The organism is Streptomyces sp. 378 (genome assembly GCF_030124145.1).
In the GTDB taxonomy this organism is placed as follows: domain Bacteria; phylum Actinomycetota; class Actinomycetes; order Streptomycetales; family Streptomycetaceae; genus Streptomyces.
This window is the reverse complement of sequence record NZ_JASKMS010000013.1, coordinates 183,311-196,809: the sequence shown is the minus strand read 5'-3', so window position 1 is coordinate 196,809 and position 13,499 is coordinate 183,311. Positions and strand designations below refer to the sequence as shown.

Genomic DNA, 13,499 nt, shown 5'->3' with positions numbered 1-13,499 from the left:
CTCCCGTTCGAGCGAAGCCGAGAACGGGGGAGCGTGCCGGGCGTCGCGACGCCGCGGAGATCCGTCAGAAGGGGCCTAGCGGGCCCCGAAGGTGCCGTAGGCGCAGGCGACGGCCGGGCCCTCATCACTTCTCGGACAGGGCGGCACGTCCCGTGGCACATCGGGGTCCGCGTTCTCCCGGACGTACGGCCCCCCGGGCTTCGTGGAGTCCTGCATCCACAGCGTCAGCGCGCCCGCGACCGCCACGACCAGCAGCCACACGATCACCGCCATGCGCCACACCCTGCCGCAGCGCTTCCCCGGTCCGCCCATGTCGCCCGCGCTAATCGATCAACCGTGCCGCCCGGGCCCGGAGGTAGCGCTGCTCGGGCGTGCTGAGGGTCTGGGCGGCCGCCGACTCGTACGCGGCCCGGGCGGCTGCGGGCTCACCGACACGCTCCAGGAGATGTCCTCGTACGGCGTCCAGGCGGTGGCCCCCCGACTCGTCGGCCAGGGCGTCCAGCTCGGCCAGCCCTGCACGCGGGCCGTGGACCATGGCGACGGCCACCACACGGTTCAGGCGTTCGACCGGGCCGGGGATCAGGCCGACCAGGACGTCGTACAGGCCCAGGATCTCGGCCCAGTCCGTGGCCTCGGGGGTGGGGGCCTCGTCGTGGACGGCGGCGATCGCGGCCCGCAGCTGGTACGGCCCGGGCCGGCCGCGGGACAGGGCCCGGGTGACCAGCGCGACGCCCTCCTCGATCGCGGCCCTGTCCCAGCGGTCCCGGTCCTGCTCGTCGAGGGGAATGAGCTCGCCGTGCGGTCCGCTGCGCGCCGCACGCCGGGCGTCGGTGAGCAGCATCAGGGCGAGAAGGCCCGCCGCCTCGCAGTCGTCGGGCAGCAGCCGGTGGACCGTGCGGGCCAGCCGCACGGCCTCGACGGCGAGGTCGCGGCGCTGGAGCGCGGCACCGGAGGTGGCCGTGTAGCCCTCGTTGAAGATCAGGTAGAGGGTCTGCAGCACGGACGGCAGCCGCTGCTCCCAGCGGTCGGGGCGGCCGAAGCGCACACCTCGCACCTTCTGCTTGGCCCGGCTGATGCGCTGCGCCATCGTCGCCTCCGGAACCAGATGGGCCCGGGCGATCTCCGCCGTGGTGAGACCGCCGACGGCACGCAGCGTGAGCGCGATCTGGGCGGGAGGCGTCAGGTCCGGATGGCAGCACAGGAACAGCAACGAGAGGGTGTCGTCCTCGCGGGGCGCCCGCTCCCCGGGCGGCGGCGCCGTGAAGGCGTCGCGGGGCGTGAGCGCCGCCACCCGTTCCTCGCGCTGCCGCCGGGCCTCCTCGCTGCGCAGGGCGTCGGTGAGCCGCCGGGCGGCGACCCTGATCAGCCAGCCGCGAGGGTTGCCGGGCACGCCCGCCGAGGGCCACTGCGCGGCCGCCGCGAGCAGCGCCTCCTGTACGGCGTCCTCGGCCGCGTCGAAGTGCCCGTACCGCCTGACCAGCGCGCCGAGGACCTGCGGTGCGTGGCGGCGCAGCAGGTCCTCGATCTCGGGTGCGTTCCTCACCAGCGTGTCCGTCGGTGCCGGCCGGTTCCTCAGATGTCCCCGGAACCGTCCATGATCGGGCGGATCACGACGGGGTAGTCGGGGGCGCCTGCCGGCTGGGGGCAGCCGGCGACCCGGGCGGCGATCTCCGTGACCCGCTCCAGGCTCTCGCACTCCAGGACCCAGTAGCCGGCCAGCAGCTCCTTGGTCTCGCTGTACGGCCCGTCGGTGATCACGGCCTTGCCGTCGTCACCGAGGGTGACACGCCGGGTCTGCGCCGGCTCGGCCAGGCCCTGCCCGTCGACGAGCTCGCCCGTCTCGGCCAGGTCGTCGTTGATGGCGCCCATGTAGGCGAACATGGTCTGGAGCTCCTCCTCGCTCCAGGCCGGGGAGTTCGCCGACGTCCTGCCGCGCATGGCTTCGTAGTCCGCCTGTGTGCCCTGCACCATGACCAGGTACTTCATCAGTCCGCTCCTTCGGCTCTCACCGCCCTGCCGGGCGGCTCTTCACAGGGGACGTCGGAGCCGGGCCGCGCATCTCGACACGCACTCAGGAGTTTTTCGGGACGTTTTCTCCGGGGAGCCGTCCGGGGCCGGGCCGTGGTGGGCGGGGCGGCGGGCCGTGCGGACTGGGCCCGCCGGGGAGCGCCGGCGGGCCGGGTGCCCTCACCGGGTCCGCCGCGGTGGGCGCCCTCTGTGTCGGAGGCGCCGCACTCGGGGTTGCGGCACGGTCCCGCCACCCATCGCGGGACCCATGCACCCAGCGTCTTGTGGCGCCGGACGACTGTTTCCACCGGCTGTCCGCAGGCCGGACAGACGTGTTGTTCGCTGCCCATGTCCTCAGGGTAGGCCGGTCGGCGGCTCAGCGCTTCCTGCTGTACGTGCGCACCAGCCCGCCGTTGCCGAAGGTGCGCACGGACTCCGGGGTAAGTCCGGGATCGCGACCCCGGAGCCGAACATCGGCATGCCCGAGCCGTACATCATGGGGTAGGTCTTGACGATGATCGACGATGATCTCGTCGATCTCGTCGAGCAGTTCACCGGCGACCTTCGAACCGCCGCACAGGTGGATGCCGAACTCGTTCTTTCCCACCTTCACTTCGGGACCGGCCCGACGAGATCCCAGGCGCGTGGGCCCTGCCGTTTGTATCAGCTACTCGGTCCGGTGCGGTCCGGGCTCGCGCCACATGGGCCACATCGCCGGGCCGTCGGGGAGGTCGAGGGCCGGGCCGGCCGGCTCGAACCCGAGGCGCTCGTACAGCTTGCGGCTGCGGGCGCTGCTGGCCTCCAGGTAAGCGGGCAGACCCTCGCGGTCGCAGCGGTCGAGGACCTCCTCGATGAGCGCGGTGCCGTGGCCCTCGCCCTGGCGGCCGGGGGCCACGCCGATCATCCACAGGTACTCGTGCGCCCGACCGGTGGGATGGACGGCGGCCGTCAGCCGGCCGATCATCTCGATGCGCTCGTTGTCCGGGTCGACGGTCTCCCGCACCTGGGCCGGGCCTTCGTCCTCTGCGTCACCGTCGTGGTCCTCACCCGCGGGCACGGAAAGCCACAATGCGCAGGCCGAGCCGTCCGCGGTGACGTCGATGCGGCCGGCCGCGAGCACGATGTCGGTGAAGGCGGCCATCAGCCCGGGGTGTTTGGCACGGCGGTCCTCCGCCCCGGGGAAGACCCAGCCACTCACGGGGTCGTCCTGGAACGCCTCGTCCAGAAGCCGGACGATCAGCTCCCTGTCCCCTTCGCCCGCTGTCCGGATGGCCACGCCCATGCCCCGCCCCTTCGCTCGTCCCGACGGGCGTCGATCGTAGGGCGGTTGGCCCACGCGCAGCGGTATACGCCCGATCTTGGCGGGATTCGATCGAACGTTTACCCAAACTCGACCAGTACGGGAAGGAGGCGGGCCCCGCACACCGTGGGGCAGTGCGGGACCCGCCGACCGGAGGCCGGTGACCGTGCGGGGTCAGGAGCCGCACGGCCCCGGCACTCCGGGGCTCTTCGCCCTTCGGTCGCCCGAAGGCCGTCACATACTTCCGCTCAACGGCCGGCCATCGTCTGCCGCCGCCCGACAACCGGTCGCCCGGCCATCACCGGCGCCCTTCGGCCGCTGCCGCCCGAACGGCGCCACCGGTCGTCAACTGGTGCGCCGGGTCACGAACTCGGCGAGGGCCAGCAGCCCGCCCGCCGCCTCCGGGTCCGGCACCGCGCGGGCCAGTTGCTGCATCGCCCGGGCCATCCGGTCGGCCGCCTGACCCTGTGCCCAGTCTCGGCCGCCCGCGCGCTCCACGGTCAGGGCGATGTGGTCCAGGTCCTCCTTCTGGCTGGGCCGTGCGTACAGTTCGGCGAGTTCGGCCGCCGCCGGGCTGCCGGAGGTGAAGGCCGCGACCACCGGCAGCGACTTCTTGCGGGCGGCCAGGTCGGCACCGACGGGCTTGCCGGTGCGGCGCGGGTCGCCCAATATGCCGATGACGTCGTCGATGAGCTGGAAGGCGAGCCCGGCCTCACGGCCGAACGCGTCCAGCGCCGCCACTTCCGCGTCCGAGGCTCCCCCGTACAGCCCGCCGATCGCGCAGGCGCCGCCGAGCAGGGCGCCGGTCTTGGCCTCTGCCATGGCGAGCACCTCATCGAGCGTGACCTCGGCCGGGCCACACCGCTCCAGGGCCGTGTCCGCGTGCTGCCCGGCGCACAGTTCGACCACACAGTCCGCGAGCCGGGCGGCGGCGGCCGGGGACGCCGGATGCGGGTCCTGCGCGAGCAGCCGCAGGGCCAGCGCCTGCAGGGTGTCTCCCGCGAGGATGGCGTCGGTGTCGCCGAACACCGTCCAGGCGGTGGGCCGGTGCCGACGGGTGGTGTCACGGTCCATCACGTCGTCGTGCAACAGCGTGAAGTTGTGGATCAGCTCCACGGCCGCTGCCGCGCGAGCCGCCCCCGCCCGCGCCTCGGGCCCCCCGAGGGCGGCTGCCGCGGCGAGCACCAGCGCGGGCCGGATCGCTTTGCCGGAACCCTCGTCCGCGGGGGTCCCGTCGGCCTGCTCCCAGCCGAAGTGGTAGAGCGCGATCCGGCGCATCGGCCCGGGCAGCGAGCCGAGCACGGCCCGCAGCACCGGGCCGACCTCCGCCCGGGCCCGCTCCAGCAGCATGACCGCCTCGTGCCCTCCGACCGGCTCCGGCCCGTGGTCCGGCTGCGTGCCGGTGGCCCCCCACCTCTCCGCGGTCCCGGTCGCCTGCCGGGGCTCGGCGCCGCGCTGTCCACCCGGGACGGGCAGCGTCGTCTCCGTCCTGGACTCCGTGAGGGACTCACCCATGGGACCGCCTCGGAGAAGGAGCGGACGGTGGCGCTTCCGCTGCCGCTGGGCTCGCACCCCGAGGGTGTACCCGCCCTGACGGGCGGGAACACGGCCGGCATACCGGGAGCGTCACTGCCAGCGCCCGATCTCGACGTTCTCCAGGACGCCGAGCGCGTCCGGTACCAGCACCGCGGCCGAGTAGTAGGCCGTGACCAGGTACTTGATGATGGCCTGTTCGTTGATGCCCATGAAGCGCACCGACAGGCTCGGCTCGATCTCGTCCGGGATGCCGGAGGCGCGCAGGCCGATGACACCCTGGTCGGCCTCGCCGGTACGCAGAGCGATGATGGACGTCGTACGGGCGTCCGACACGGGGATCTTGTTGCACGGGAAGATCGGCACACCCCGCCAGGTGGGGATGCGGTTGCCGCCCATGTCGATGGTCTCGGGGACCAGTCCGCGCTTGTTGAGCTCGCGTCCGAACGCGGAGATGGCCCGCGGGTGCGCGAGGAGCATCTTGGTGCCGCGGCGCCTGCTGAGCAGTTCGTCCATGTCGTCCGGGCTGGGCACGCCGTCGTGCGGCTGGATCCGCTGGTCGTACTCGCAGTTGTGCAGCAGCCCGAAGTCGCGGTTGTTGACGAGCTCGTGCTCCTGGCGCTCCTTCAGCGCCTCGACGGTCAGCCGAATCTGCTGCTCGGTCTGGTTCATGGGCTGGTTGTAGAGGTCGGCCACGCGCGTGTGGATGCGCAGCACGGTCTGGGCGACGCTCAGTTCGTATTCACGGGGCCGGGCGTCGTAGTCGACGAAGGTGTGCGGGATGTCCGGCTCGCCGGAATGGCCGGAGGAGAGGTCGATCTCCTTCTCGCCGTACCTGTTGGAGCGTTGCGAGGGGATGGAGCGGAGCTGCTGGAGGTGTTCGCGCAGGGTGTCGGAGCGCTCGGCGATCTGCGCGAACTCCTGGCGGGGCAGCACGAGCACGGTGCACGAGGTGAGCGCGCGGGCCGTGTACTCCCAGATGGCGTCCTCGTTCAGCAGCGCGTCGTCGCCGAAGTAGGCGCCGTCGGCGAGGACTCCGAGGGACTCGTCTTCCCCGTACGGGCCCGTGCCGACCTTCTCCACCCTGCCGTGCGCCAGGAGGTACACCTCCTCGGACGCGCTGCCGAACGAGACGATGACCTCGCCCGCCGGGATCTCCCGCTGCTCACAGCGGCGGGCGATCTCGAAGAGCACCTCCTCGTCGTCGTACGACCGCAGTGCCGGCAACTCGCCCAGCTCCGCGGGGATGATCTCGACGCGGTCGCCGGTCTTCACGAACGTCAGCCGGCCGTCGCCCACGGCGTACGTCAGCCGCCGGTTCACCCGGTACGTACCACCCTGGATGTCGACCCACGGCAGCATCCGCAGCAGCCAGCGGGAGCTGATCTCCTGCATCTGTGGCACGGACTTGGTCGTGGTGGCCAGGTTCCGCGCGGCCGCCGTGCCGAGACTCTGCTGCGGCTTGGTCTGCTCCGTGCGGACCTCTTCGCCTACCGACATAGAGAACTGCCCTCCCGGTTGTGACCGACGCCCATATGCCTCGGGCACCGATGTGCACGGGCAAGCCTTCCTCACTCAACGTCGTGGTGCTATTACCCGAAAGAGCGGGAATGGATCTTCGCCCGACTGGGCAGAGGGGGCCCGTTCGCGGTTCGGCGGCGCACGCTTCCCGACGCCTCGACCGGGGCGTCCTTCCGTCGACAAGCGCGTCAGCCCCGAGCCTTCCTCCCACCTCACGGGTGACAATGGCTCGGTGACCAGCCCCGACATCCCAGGACTCGCCGCGCTCGGCCCCCGGCTGCCCTCGCCGGTGCAGGAGGTCGTGGACGACCGGTTCGAGCGGCGGGGCGTGCGGCTGCTGCTGAAGCGGGACGACCTGATCCACCCGGAGCTGATCGGCAACAAGTGGCGCAAGCTCGCGCCGAACCTGACCGCGGCGGCCGGCCGTACCGTCGTCACCTTCGGCGGCGCCTGGTCCAACCACCTGCGCGCCACGGCCGCGGCCGGCCGCCTGCTCGGTATCCCCACGGTCGGTGTCGTACGCGGCGACGAACTGGCCGGCCGGCCCCTCAATCCCTCACTGGCACGCTGCGCCGCCGACGGCATGCGGCTGCACTTCGTCGACAGGGCGACGTACCGGCGAACGTCCGAGCCGCGGACCCTGGCCGGCATCCTGCGCGCGGCGGACGCGGAAGGGGCGTACGTCGTCCCGGAGGGCGGCAGCAACGCCGAGGCCGTACGCGGCTGCCGGGCTCTCGGCGTCGAGCTGCGGGGCCGCGCCGAGGTCGTCGCGGTGGCCTGCGGCACCGGCGGCACGCTCGCGGGGCTGGCCGCCGGCCTCGCGCCCGGCCAGCGGGCCCTGGGCGTGCCGGTCCTCAAGGGCGGGTTCCTGGCCGCCGAGACGGAAGCCCTGCAGCGTGAGGCCTTCGGTGCCCGGCGCGGCGCCTGGAGCCTGGACGACCGTTTCCACGGCGGCGGCTACGCGCGCGTGCCCGCCGAGCTCGACACCTTCGCGGCGGACTTCGAGGACCGGCACCACCTGCCCGTCGAACGCCTGTATGTCGCCAAGCTGCTGTACGGACTCGTCGCCCTGGCCGGCGAAGGCGCCTTCCCCCGCGGGACGGCGGTCGCGGCCGTGGTCACCGGCCGCCCCTTCCCCTGAGGCGGCGCTCCGCCCTCACGCCGCTTCCCGGAAGGCCGCGGCCTCCTCCAGGTCCAGTTTGCGCAGCAGGGTGCGCAGCATCTCGTCGTCGATGTAGCGGCCGTCCCGGAGTCTGACGAACACCTCACGTTCGGCGCTGATCATCTCCCGAGACAGCCGCCGGTAGGTGTCGTCGACGGACTCGCCGGTGATCGGGTTGGCCTGCCCGAGCCGTTCCCAGACGGCGTTGCGACGGCGTTCCAGGACGGTGCGCAGCCGGTCGGCGAGCGGGGCGGGCAGGGCGTTGCGCTCGTCGGCGAGGAGTTCGTCCAGGCGCCTTTCGGCGGCCCGGGAGGCCTGCGCCTGGGCATTGGCCTCGGCAAGCGTCTCGCTCTGCGCGTCCCGCCCGGGGAACTTGAGCAGCCGGATCAGCGGGGGCAGGGTCAGGCCCTGCACGACCAGCGTCCCGATGACGGTCGTGAAGGTCAGGAAGAGGATGAGGTTGCGCTGCGGGAACGGTTCCTCGCCGTCGTGCAGGGTGAGCGGGATGGAGAAGGCGATCGCCAGCGAGACCACGCCCCGCATGCCGGCCCACGCGATGACGAACGGCCCCTTCCATGTCAGCGGCCCCTCCCGCTCCCGGATGCGCGCCGACATCAGGCGCGGCAGGAAGGTCGCCGGGTACACCCATACGAACCGGGCCGCGACGACCACCAGGAAGACGGCGACGGCGTACCACGCGGCCTCGACGCCCGCGTACTCGCCGAGGCCCCGGAGCACCACCGGCAGCTGCAGCCCGATCAGCGCGAACACCGCGGACTCCAGGACGAAGGCGACCATCTTCCACACCGCCTCCTCCTGCAGGCGCGTGGCGAAGTCGACCTCCCACGCGCGGTGTCCCAGGTAGAGCGCGACCACGACGACCGCGAGGACACCGGACGCATGCACTTGTTCGGCGACGGCGTACGCGACGAACGGGATCAGCAGGGAGAGCGTGTTCTGCGGCAGCGCTTCCTTCACGTGCGTGCGCAGCCAGTGGATCGGCGCCATCAGCACCAGTCCGACCCCGACGCCGCCGATCGCGGCGACCAGGAACTCGCCGATGCCGCCGGCCCAGGTGGCGCCCTCCCCGACGGCGGCGGCCAGCGCCACCCGGTAGGCGGTGATCGCGGTGGCGTCGTTGAGCAGGGACTCGCCCTGGAGGATCGTGGTGATCCGCGACGGCAGCCCGACCCGGCGGGCCACCGCCGTCGCCGCGACCGCGTCCGGGGGCGCCACCACCGCGCCGAAGACCAGGGCCGCGGTCAGCGGCAGGTTCGGCACGATCACGTACAGGGCCCAGCCGACGGCGAAGGTGGCGAACAGCACGTACCCGACGGACAGCATCGCGACCGGCCGCAGTTGCGCCCGCAGGCCGAGGTAGGAGCTGTCGATCGCGGCCGTGTGCAGCAGCGGAGGCAGGAGGAGCGGCAGGACGATGTGCGGGTCGAGCGTGTACTCCGGGACCCCGGGGACGTAGCTGACCGCGAGTCCCACGGCCACCAGCAGCAGTGGCGCCGGCACCGGGGTGCGCCGTGCGGCTGTGGCGATCGCCGCACTGCCCGCCACGAGCAGCAGCAGTGGCATCACGTCCATCGTTCTCGCCCGCCCTCATTTTCCGACGCGGTCTTCGGCCCGAGCGTCGTAACCTGGCAATCATGAAACAGTGCACGCACGCCGACGCGCTGCCGCACCCCGAGCCCGGCCCGCTCAGCGAGACGTGTCCGGAGTGCTTGGCGGAGGGCCTGGATCCGGTGCAGCTGCGGCTGTGCCTCAGCTGCGGTCACGTCGGCTGCTGCGACTCCTCGCCGGGGCGGCACTCGGCGGAGCATCATAAGGAGTCGGGTCACCCCGTGATGCGGACCCACGAACCCGGGGAGGCCTGGCGCTGGTGCTTCGTCGACCATGTCCTGGTGTGACGCGACGGGCCGCTGGCGCCGGACGGTTCGACCGTCTGACGTCTGGGTACGTCAACCCGGCGCGCGCTCTTCCCATTTGGGCCCGCCCAACCCCTAGACACGGAGCGTATCCACAGGTTTACTGTGAGTAACGACAGGGGTTGGGGTCCCGGGGACAGGATCGTCGAGAGCGCGATAGCGTCACCGCTGAACCACGTATCGCGTTACCCCCGGGGGGCGACCCTCGGCCCTGAAACGCTTGTACCACCATGGAGGTGAGGGTGTCCCAGATCGCAGGCGAGCCCGCGACCCAGGACTTCGTCGAAGTCCGGCTGCCGGCCGCGGGTGCCTACCTGTCGGTGCTGCGTACGGCCACGGCCGGTCTCGCGGCCCGTTTGGACTTCACCCTCGACGAGATCGAGGACTTGCGCATCGCGGTGGACGAGGCCTGCGCGATCCTGCTTCAGCAGGCCGTGCCCGGCTCGGTGCTCAGCTGTGTTTTCCGCCTCGTCGACGACTCGCTCGAGGTCACCGTCTCGGCACCGACCACGGATGGCCATGCCCCCTCGCGGGACACCTTCGCGTGGACCGTCCTGTCCGCTCTGGCGGGCAAGGTCTCCTCCGCCGTGGACAAGGACAAAACCGTTTCGATCAGCCTCTACAAACAGCGCGGCGCGGGACCCGGGCCGGCGTGAGGAGCGAGGACGGGCCGGTGCGGGACGAAGAGCGCGGCACACGAGAGCTGCCGGCCGAGGCCACGGGCACGAGCGGCCCGAGCAGTGCCCGGCGTATGGCGGACGGCATCGACGGCATCCCCGAGCAGGCCCGCCCGCATCCCGAGGACGACTCCGCGGGGGCCGTCCTCCCGGGCGGCGGGCGGGAGGGGGACGGTGCCGTGCGGAGCGCGCCTCCGGGCGGGGGCATCGCCGCATCCCCGGCCCAGGGGGGTCCCCCCACTCCCGCGGAGTCGAGAGTGGCGGAGGAGGCGAGGGCTCGGGGAAGGGCGACGGGCGGGACGATGAGCGAGCACGAGCGACACTCCGAGGATCAGGCGCCGCGCACGCACCACGCGCAGAATGCGCACCACGGCGCCACCGACCGCAGCGGGGCGCGCGAGATGTTCCTCAAGCTGCGCACCCTGAGCAGTGGCAGCCCGGAGTACGCGGAGTTGCGCAACCAGCTGGTCCGGATGCATCTGCCGCTCGTGGAGCATCTCGCCCGCCGCTTCCGCAACCGCGGCGAGCCGCTGGACGACCTCACCCAGGTCGCCACGATCGGCCTGATCAAGTCGGTGGACCGTTTCGACCCGGACCGCGGCGTGGAGTTTTCGACGTATGCGACCCCCACGGTCGTCGGCGAGATCAAACGGCACTTCCGCGACAAGGGCTGGGCGGTGCGCGTCCCGCGCCGGCTGCAGGAGCTGCGCCTGGCGCTGACGACGGCCACGGCCGAGCTCTCGCAGATGCACGGCCGCTCCCCCACGGTCCATGAGCTCGCCGAGAAGCTGGGGATCTCGGAGGAGGAGGTCCTGGAGGGCCTGGAGTCCGCCAACGCGTACTCCACGCTGTCCCTGGACGTCCCCGACACCGACGACGAGTCCCCGGCGGTCGCGGACACCCTCGGCGCCGAGGACGAGGCGCTGGAGGGCGTGGAGTACCGGGAGTCCCTCAAGCCGCTGCTGGAGGATCTCCCGCCGCGTGAGAAGCGGATCCTGCTGCTGCGGTTCTTCGGCAACATGACCCAGTCGCAGATCGCGCAGGAGGTCGGCATCTCGCAGATGCACGTCTCCCGACTGCTGGCGCGCACACTGGCGCAGCTGCGGGAGAAGCTCCTCGTCGAGGAGTGACGGCTACTTCTCCAGGTTGCCGGGGTTGCCGGGCCCGCGGATTCCGAGGGCCCGGGTCGTCTCGGGGTTCACCAGCAGCACGAGCGAGGCGACGGCCACGACCGCGAGGGCGATCCCTGCCGGAATGGCCATGCTGTCGGCCTGCAGCAGGTTGTAGGCCACCGGCAGCGCCAGGAGCTGGGTGATCACCGCCGGACCGCGGCTCCAACTGCGCAGTGCGAACAGGCCGCGGGCCGCGATCAACGGCAGCAGCGCGAGCACGACCAGCGTGATGCCTCCGGTGACCGCCTGCTGCCGGTCGTCCGGATGCCCCATGAGGCCGAGGACGAGAATCGAGACGCCACCGACGGCCAGCGCGAGCCCCTCCAGTGCGGCCAGCAGCGCGGCGTACGCCAGACGCCGGGGGCGGGGGCCGGTGGTTTCCTCGGTGATGGGGGTCTGCTCACTGCTCACCCCTGAAGGGTAGCCCTCGTCGTACACGCCCCCCGTGGCGCGGTTCACCCCCACTCTCTTACCCGATCCCTACCTCGGTATGGGCCGGGTACCACCCAGTAGGTACGCTGCCAGTCATGCGTGCACTTCTCGTGGTCAATCCGGCGGCAACCACCACAAGTGCGCGCACACGCGACGTACTGATCCATGCGCTCGCCAGCGAGATGAAGCTGGAGGCGGTCACCACCGAGTACCGCGGCCATGCGCGCGACCTGGGGCGGCACGCGGCCGACAGCGACGACATCGACCTGGTGGTGGCCCTCGGCGGCGACGGCACGGTCAACGAAGTGGTCAACGGCCTTCTGCACGCCGGTCCCGCTCCGGGGCATCTGCCCCGTCTCGCCGTGGTCCCGGGCGGTTCCACGAACGTCTTCGCCCGCGCCCTGGGCCTGCCCAACGACGCCGTGGAGGCCACCGGCGCCTTGCTGGACGCCCTGCGCGACGGCAGCGAACGCACCGTCGGCCTGGGTCTGACCTCGGGCACGCCGGGCACGGAGGACGAAGCGGTGCCCTCCCGCTGGTTCACCTTCAACGCGGGCCTCGGTTTCGACGCCGGTGTGGTGGGTCGTGTGGAACAGCACCGCGAACGCGGCCGGAAATCCACACACGCCCTTTACGTGCGCCAGGTCATGCGCCAGCTCCTGGGCGAGCCGAACCGCCGCAACGGGACGATCACCTTGGAGCGGGCCGGCCACGACCCGATCACCGATCTGGTGCTGTCCATAGTCTCGAACACCTCGCCCTGGACGTTTCTGGGGAATCGCCCGATCTACGCGGCACCTAAAGCCTCGTTCGATACCGGGCTCGATCTCTTCGGTCTCAGCCGCCTGTCCACTGCGGCGGTTGCCCGGTATGGCACCCAGTTGCTCACTTCGTCCCCCGAGCGGGGACCCCATGGCAAGCACGCCACCTCTCTGCATGACTTGACAGAGTTCACCTTGCATTCGAAGGTCCCGCTCCCCCTCCAGATGGACGGTGACCACCTGGGCCTGCGAACAAGCGTGACGTTCACAGGCGTACGCCGTGCACTGCGTGTGATTGTGTGAGCAGAACTGGCTAAAGTCCTTTCACTCGAACGTTTAGGCCAGGATCCACCCCATGGAAGTACGGCTGTGACCTAGTCGACACCGAAGAATCAAAAAAAACTTTCCGGAAGGGGTTGTATCCGCCGCTGAGGTTTGCGAGTCTCTACGTGGCGATCGAGACGGCCCGCAACACCGGCCTCCACTGATCACCAGAACCCCTCTTCAACCCACAGGACCTTCGCCGGGGAACCTGGCAGTCGGCCCTTCACTTGTTGAGGGATTCGTGAAAGCGTTCACATTCACAAGCAAGCCCTGCATGTAATACCAAGGAGAGGTAGCAGCCATGGACTGGCGTCACAACGCCGTTTGCCGCGAGGAAGACCCCGAGCTCTTCTTCCCCATCGGCAACACCGGTCCTGCGCTGCTGCAGATCGAGGAAGCCAAGGCCGTCTGCCGTCGCTGCCCGGTGATCGAGCAGTGTCTGCAGTGGGCGCTCGAGTCCGGTCAGGACTCCGGCGTCTGGGGTGGTCTCAGCGAGGACGAGCGCCGCGCCATGAAGCGCCGCGCCGCCCGCAACCGGGCTCGTCAGGCCTCCGCCTGACAACCCACCCCTGCTGACAGCCTGAGCTTGGCGGCGCGTACAGCGAGTACGCATCTCCCGCCCCCGAGCCGCAGCGCGCAGTTCCCCCGATGCGCTTAGTTAAGCAGCAACGAGCTT

Annotated in this window: 14 protein-coding genes and 1 pseudogene; 6 read left to right on the top strand and 9 right to left on the bottom strand. The window is 71.3% G+C overall.

Annotation, left to right across the window (positions count from 1 at the left end; all coding sequences use genetic code 11):
- Nucleotides 1-75 precede the first annotated feature (75 nt).
- The 7 genes and pseudogenes from QNO09_RS19840 to QNO09_RS19810 form a co-directional block, all read right to left on the bottom strand.
- Entirely contained in the window at nt 76-273 is a 198-nt protein-coding gene (locus tag QNO09_RS19840) for a hypothetical protein (protein ID WP_283971537.1), read from the bottom strand.
- A 49-nt stretch (nt 274-322) separates the two neighbouring features.
- Nucleotides 323-1,543 carry an RNA polymerase sigma factor gene (locus QNO09_RS19835; protein WP_283971536.1) on the bottom strand — a complete coding sequence of 407 codons (1,221 nt, stop codon included), beginning with the start codon at nt 1,541-1,543 and terminating at the stop codon, nt 323-325.
- Nucleotides 1,544-1,572: 29 nt separating this feature from the next.
- On the bottom strand, nt 1,573-1,986 hold the full coding sequence (locus QNO09_RS19830) for a YciI family protein (RefSeq protein ID WP_283971535.1): 414 nt from the start codon (nt 1,984-1,986) through the stop codon (nt 1,573-1,575).
- A gap of 397 nt (nt 1,987-2,383) precedes the next feature.
- A pseudogene (locus QNO09_RS19825) lies at nt 2,384-2,623 on the bottom strand (dihydrofolate reductase family protein); the annotation flags it as partial.
- Nucleotides 2,624-2,674: 51 nt separating this feature from the next.
- Entirely contained in the window at nt 2,675-3,289 is a 615-nt protein-coding gene (locus QNO09_RS19820) for a GNAT family N-acetyltransferase (RefSeq protein ID WP_283971534.1), read from the bottom strand.
- 363 nt (nt 3,290-3,652) lie between these two features.
- Nucleotides 3,653-4,822, bottom strand: a complete 1,170-nt coding sequence (locus tag QNO09_RS19815; RefSeq protein ID WP_283971533.1) for a family 2 encapsulin nanocompartment cargo protein polyprenyl transferase — start codon at nt 4,820-4,822, stop codon at nt 3,653-3,655.
- A gap of 111 nt (nt 4,823-4,933) precedes the next feature.
- On the bottom strand, nt 4,934-6,340 hold the full coding sequence (locus tag QNO09_RS19810; RefSeq protein WP_283971532.1) for a family 2B encapsulin nanocompartment shell protein: 1,407 nt from the start codon (nt 6,338-6,340) through the stop codon (nt 4,934-4,936).
- Between the two features lie 253 nt (nt 6,341-6,593).
- Here QNO09_RS19810 and QNO09_RS19805 point away from each other — a divergent pair, with 253 nt between their 5' ends.
- Complete coding sequence (locus QNO09_RS19805; protein WP_283971531.1) at nt 6,594-7,502, top strand: 1-aminocyclopropane-1-carboxylate deaminase/D-cysteine desulfhydrase; 909 nt, start codon at nt 6,594-6,596, stop codon at nt 7,500-7,502.
- A gap of 15 nt (nt 7,503-7,517) precedes the next feature.
- Here the strand turns inward: QNO09_RS19805 and QNO09_RS19800 are convergent, their stop codons facing one another.
- Nucleotides 7,518-9,116 carry a Na+/H+ antiporter gene (locus QNO09_RS19800; protein ID WP_283971530.1) on the bottom strand — a complete coding sequence of 533 codons (1,599 nt, stop codon included), beginning with the start codon at nt 9,114-9,116 and terminating at the stop codon, nt 7,518-7,520.
- 62 nt (nt 9,117-9,178) lie between these two features.
- Between QNO09_RS19800 and QNO09_RS19795 the strand changes: the two genes are divergently transcribed.
- The 3 genes from QNO09_RS19795 to QNO09_RS19785 all read left to right on the top strand — a co-directional run bounded on the left by QNO09_RS19795 (nt 9,179) and on the right by QNO09_RS19785 (nt 11,264).
- Nucleotides 9,179-9,439, top strand: coding sequence for a UBP-type zinc finger domain-containing protein (locus QNO09_RS19795; RefSeq protein WP_283971529.1), 261 nt, complete (start codon nt 9,179-9,181; stop codon nt 9,437-9,439).
- Between the two features lie 260 nt (nt 9,440-9,699).
- Nucleotides 9,700-10,113, top strand: coding sequence for an ATP-binding protein (locus QNO09_RS19790; RefSeq protein ID WP_003992877.1), 414 nt, complete (start codon nt 9,700-9,702; stop codon nt 10,111-10,113).
- A gap of 17 nt (nt 10,114-10,130) precedes the next feature.
- On the top strand, nt 10,131-11,264 hold the full coding sequence (locus QNO09_RS19785; protein ID WP_283971528.1) for a SigB/SigF/SigG family RNA polymerase sigma factor: 1,134 nt from the start codon (nt 10,131-10,133) through the stop codon (nt 11,262-11,264).
- Nucleotides 11,265-11,267: 3 nt separating this feature from the next.
- Here the strand turns inward: QNO09_RS19785 and QNO09_RS19780 are convergent, their stop codons facing one another.
- A complete protein-coding gene (locus tag QNO09_RS19780) occupies nt 11,268-11,717 on the bottom strand; it encodes a hypothetical protein (RefSeq protein ID WP_283971527.1) in 450 nt (149 codons plus the stop codon).
- A 116-nt stretch (nt 11,718-11,833) separates the two neighbouring features.
- Between QNO09_RS19780 and QNO09_RS19775 the strand changes: the two genes are divergently transcribed.
- On the top strand, nt 11,834-12,802 hold the full coding sequence (locus QNO09_RS19775) for a diacylglycerol/lipid kinase family protein (protein ID WP_283971526.1): 969 nt from the start codon (nt 11,834-11,836) through the stop codon (nt 12,800-12,802).
- Nucleotides 12,803-13,124: 322 nt separating this feature from the next.
- A complete protein-coding gene (locus QNO09_RS19770; protein WP_003992873.1) occupies nt 13,125-13,382 on the top strand; it encodes a WhiB family transcriptional regulator in 258 nt (85 codons plus the stop codon).
- Nucleotides 13,383-13,499 lie beyond the last annotated feature (117 nt).

Bases quoted from the DNA above. Each gene is read 5' to 3' on its own strand.
- QNO09_RS19840 (WP_283971537.1), bottom strand. From the start codon at position 273: ATGGCGGTGATCGTGTGGCTGCTGGTCGTGGCGGTCGCGGGCGCGCTG.
- QNO09_RS19830 (WP_283971535.1), bottom strand. From the start codon at position 1,986: ATGAAGTACCTGGTCATGGTGCAGGGCACACAGGCGGACTACGAAGCC.
- QNO09_RS19820 (WP_283971534.1), bottom strand. From the start codon at position 3,289: ATGGGCGTGGCCATCCGGACAGCGGGCGAAGGGGACAGGGAGCTGATC.
- QNO09_RS19815 (WP_283971533.1), bottom strand. From the start codon at position 4,822: ATGGGTGAGTCCCTCACGGAGTCCAGGACGGAGACGACGCTGCCCGTC.
- QNO09_RS19810 (WP_283971532.1), bottom strand. From the start codon at position 6,340: ATGTCGGTAGGCGAAGAGGTCCGCACGGAGCAGACCAAGCCGCAGCAG.
- QNO09_RS19800 (WP_283971530.1), bottom strand. From the start codon at position 9,116: ATGGACGTGATGCCACTGCTGCTGCTCGTGGCGGGCAGTGCGGCGATC.
- QNO09_RS19795 (WP_283971529.1), top strand. From the start codon at position 9,179: ATGAAACAGTGCACGCACGCCGACGCGCTGCCGCACCCCGAGCCCGGC.
- QNO09_RS19775 (WP_283971526.1), top strand. From the start codon at position 11,834: ATGCGTGCACTTCTCGTGGTCAATCCGGCGGCAACCACCACAAGTGCG.
- QNO09_RS19770 (WP_003992873.1), top strand. From the start codon at position 13,125: ATGGACTGGCGTCACAACGCCGTTTGCCGCGAGGAAGACCCCGAGCTC.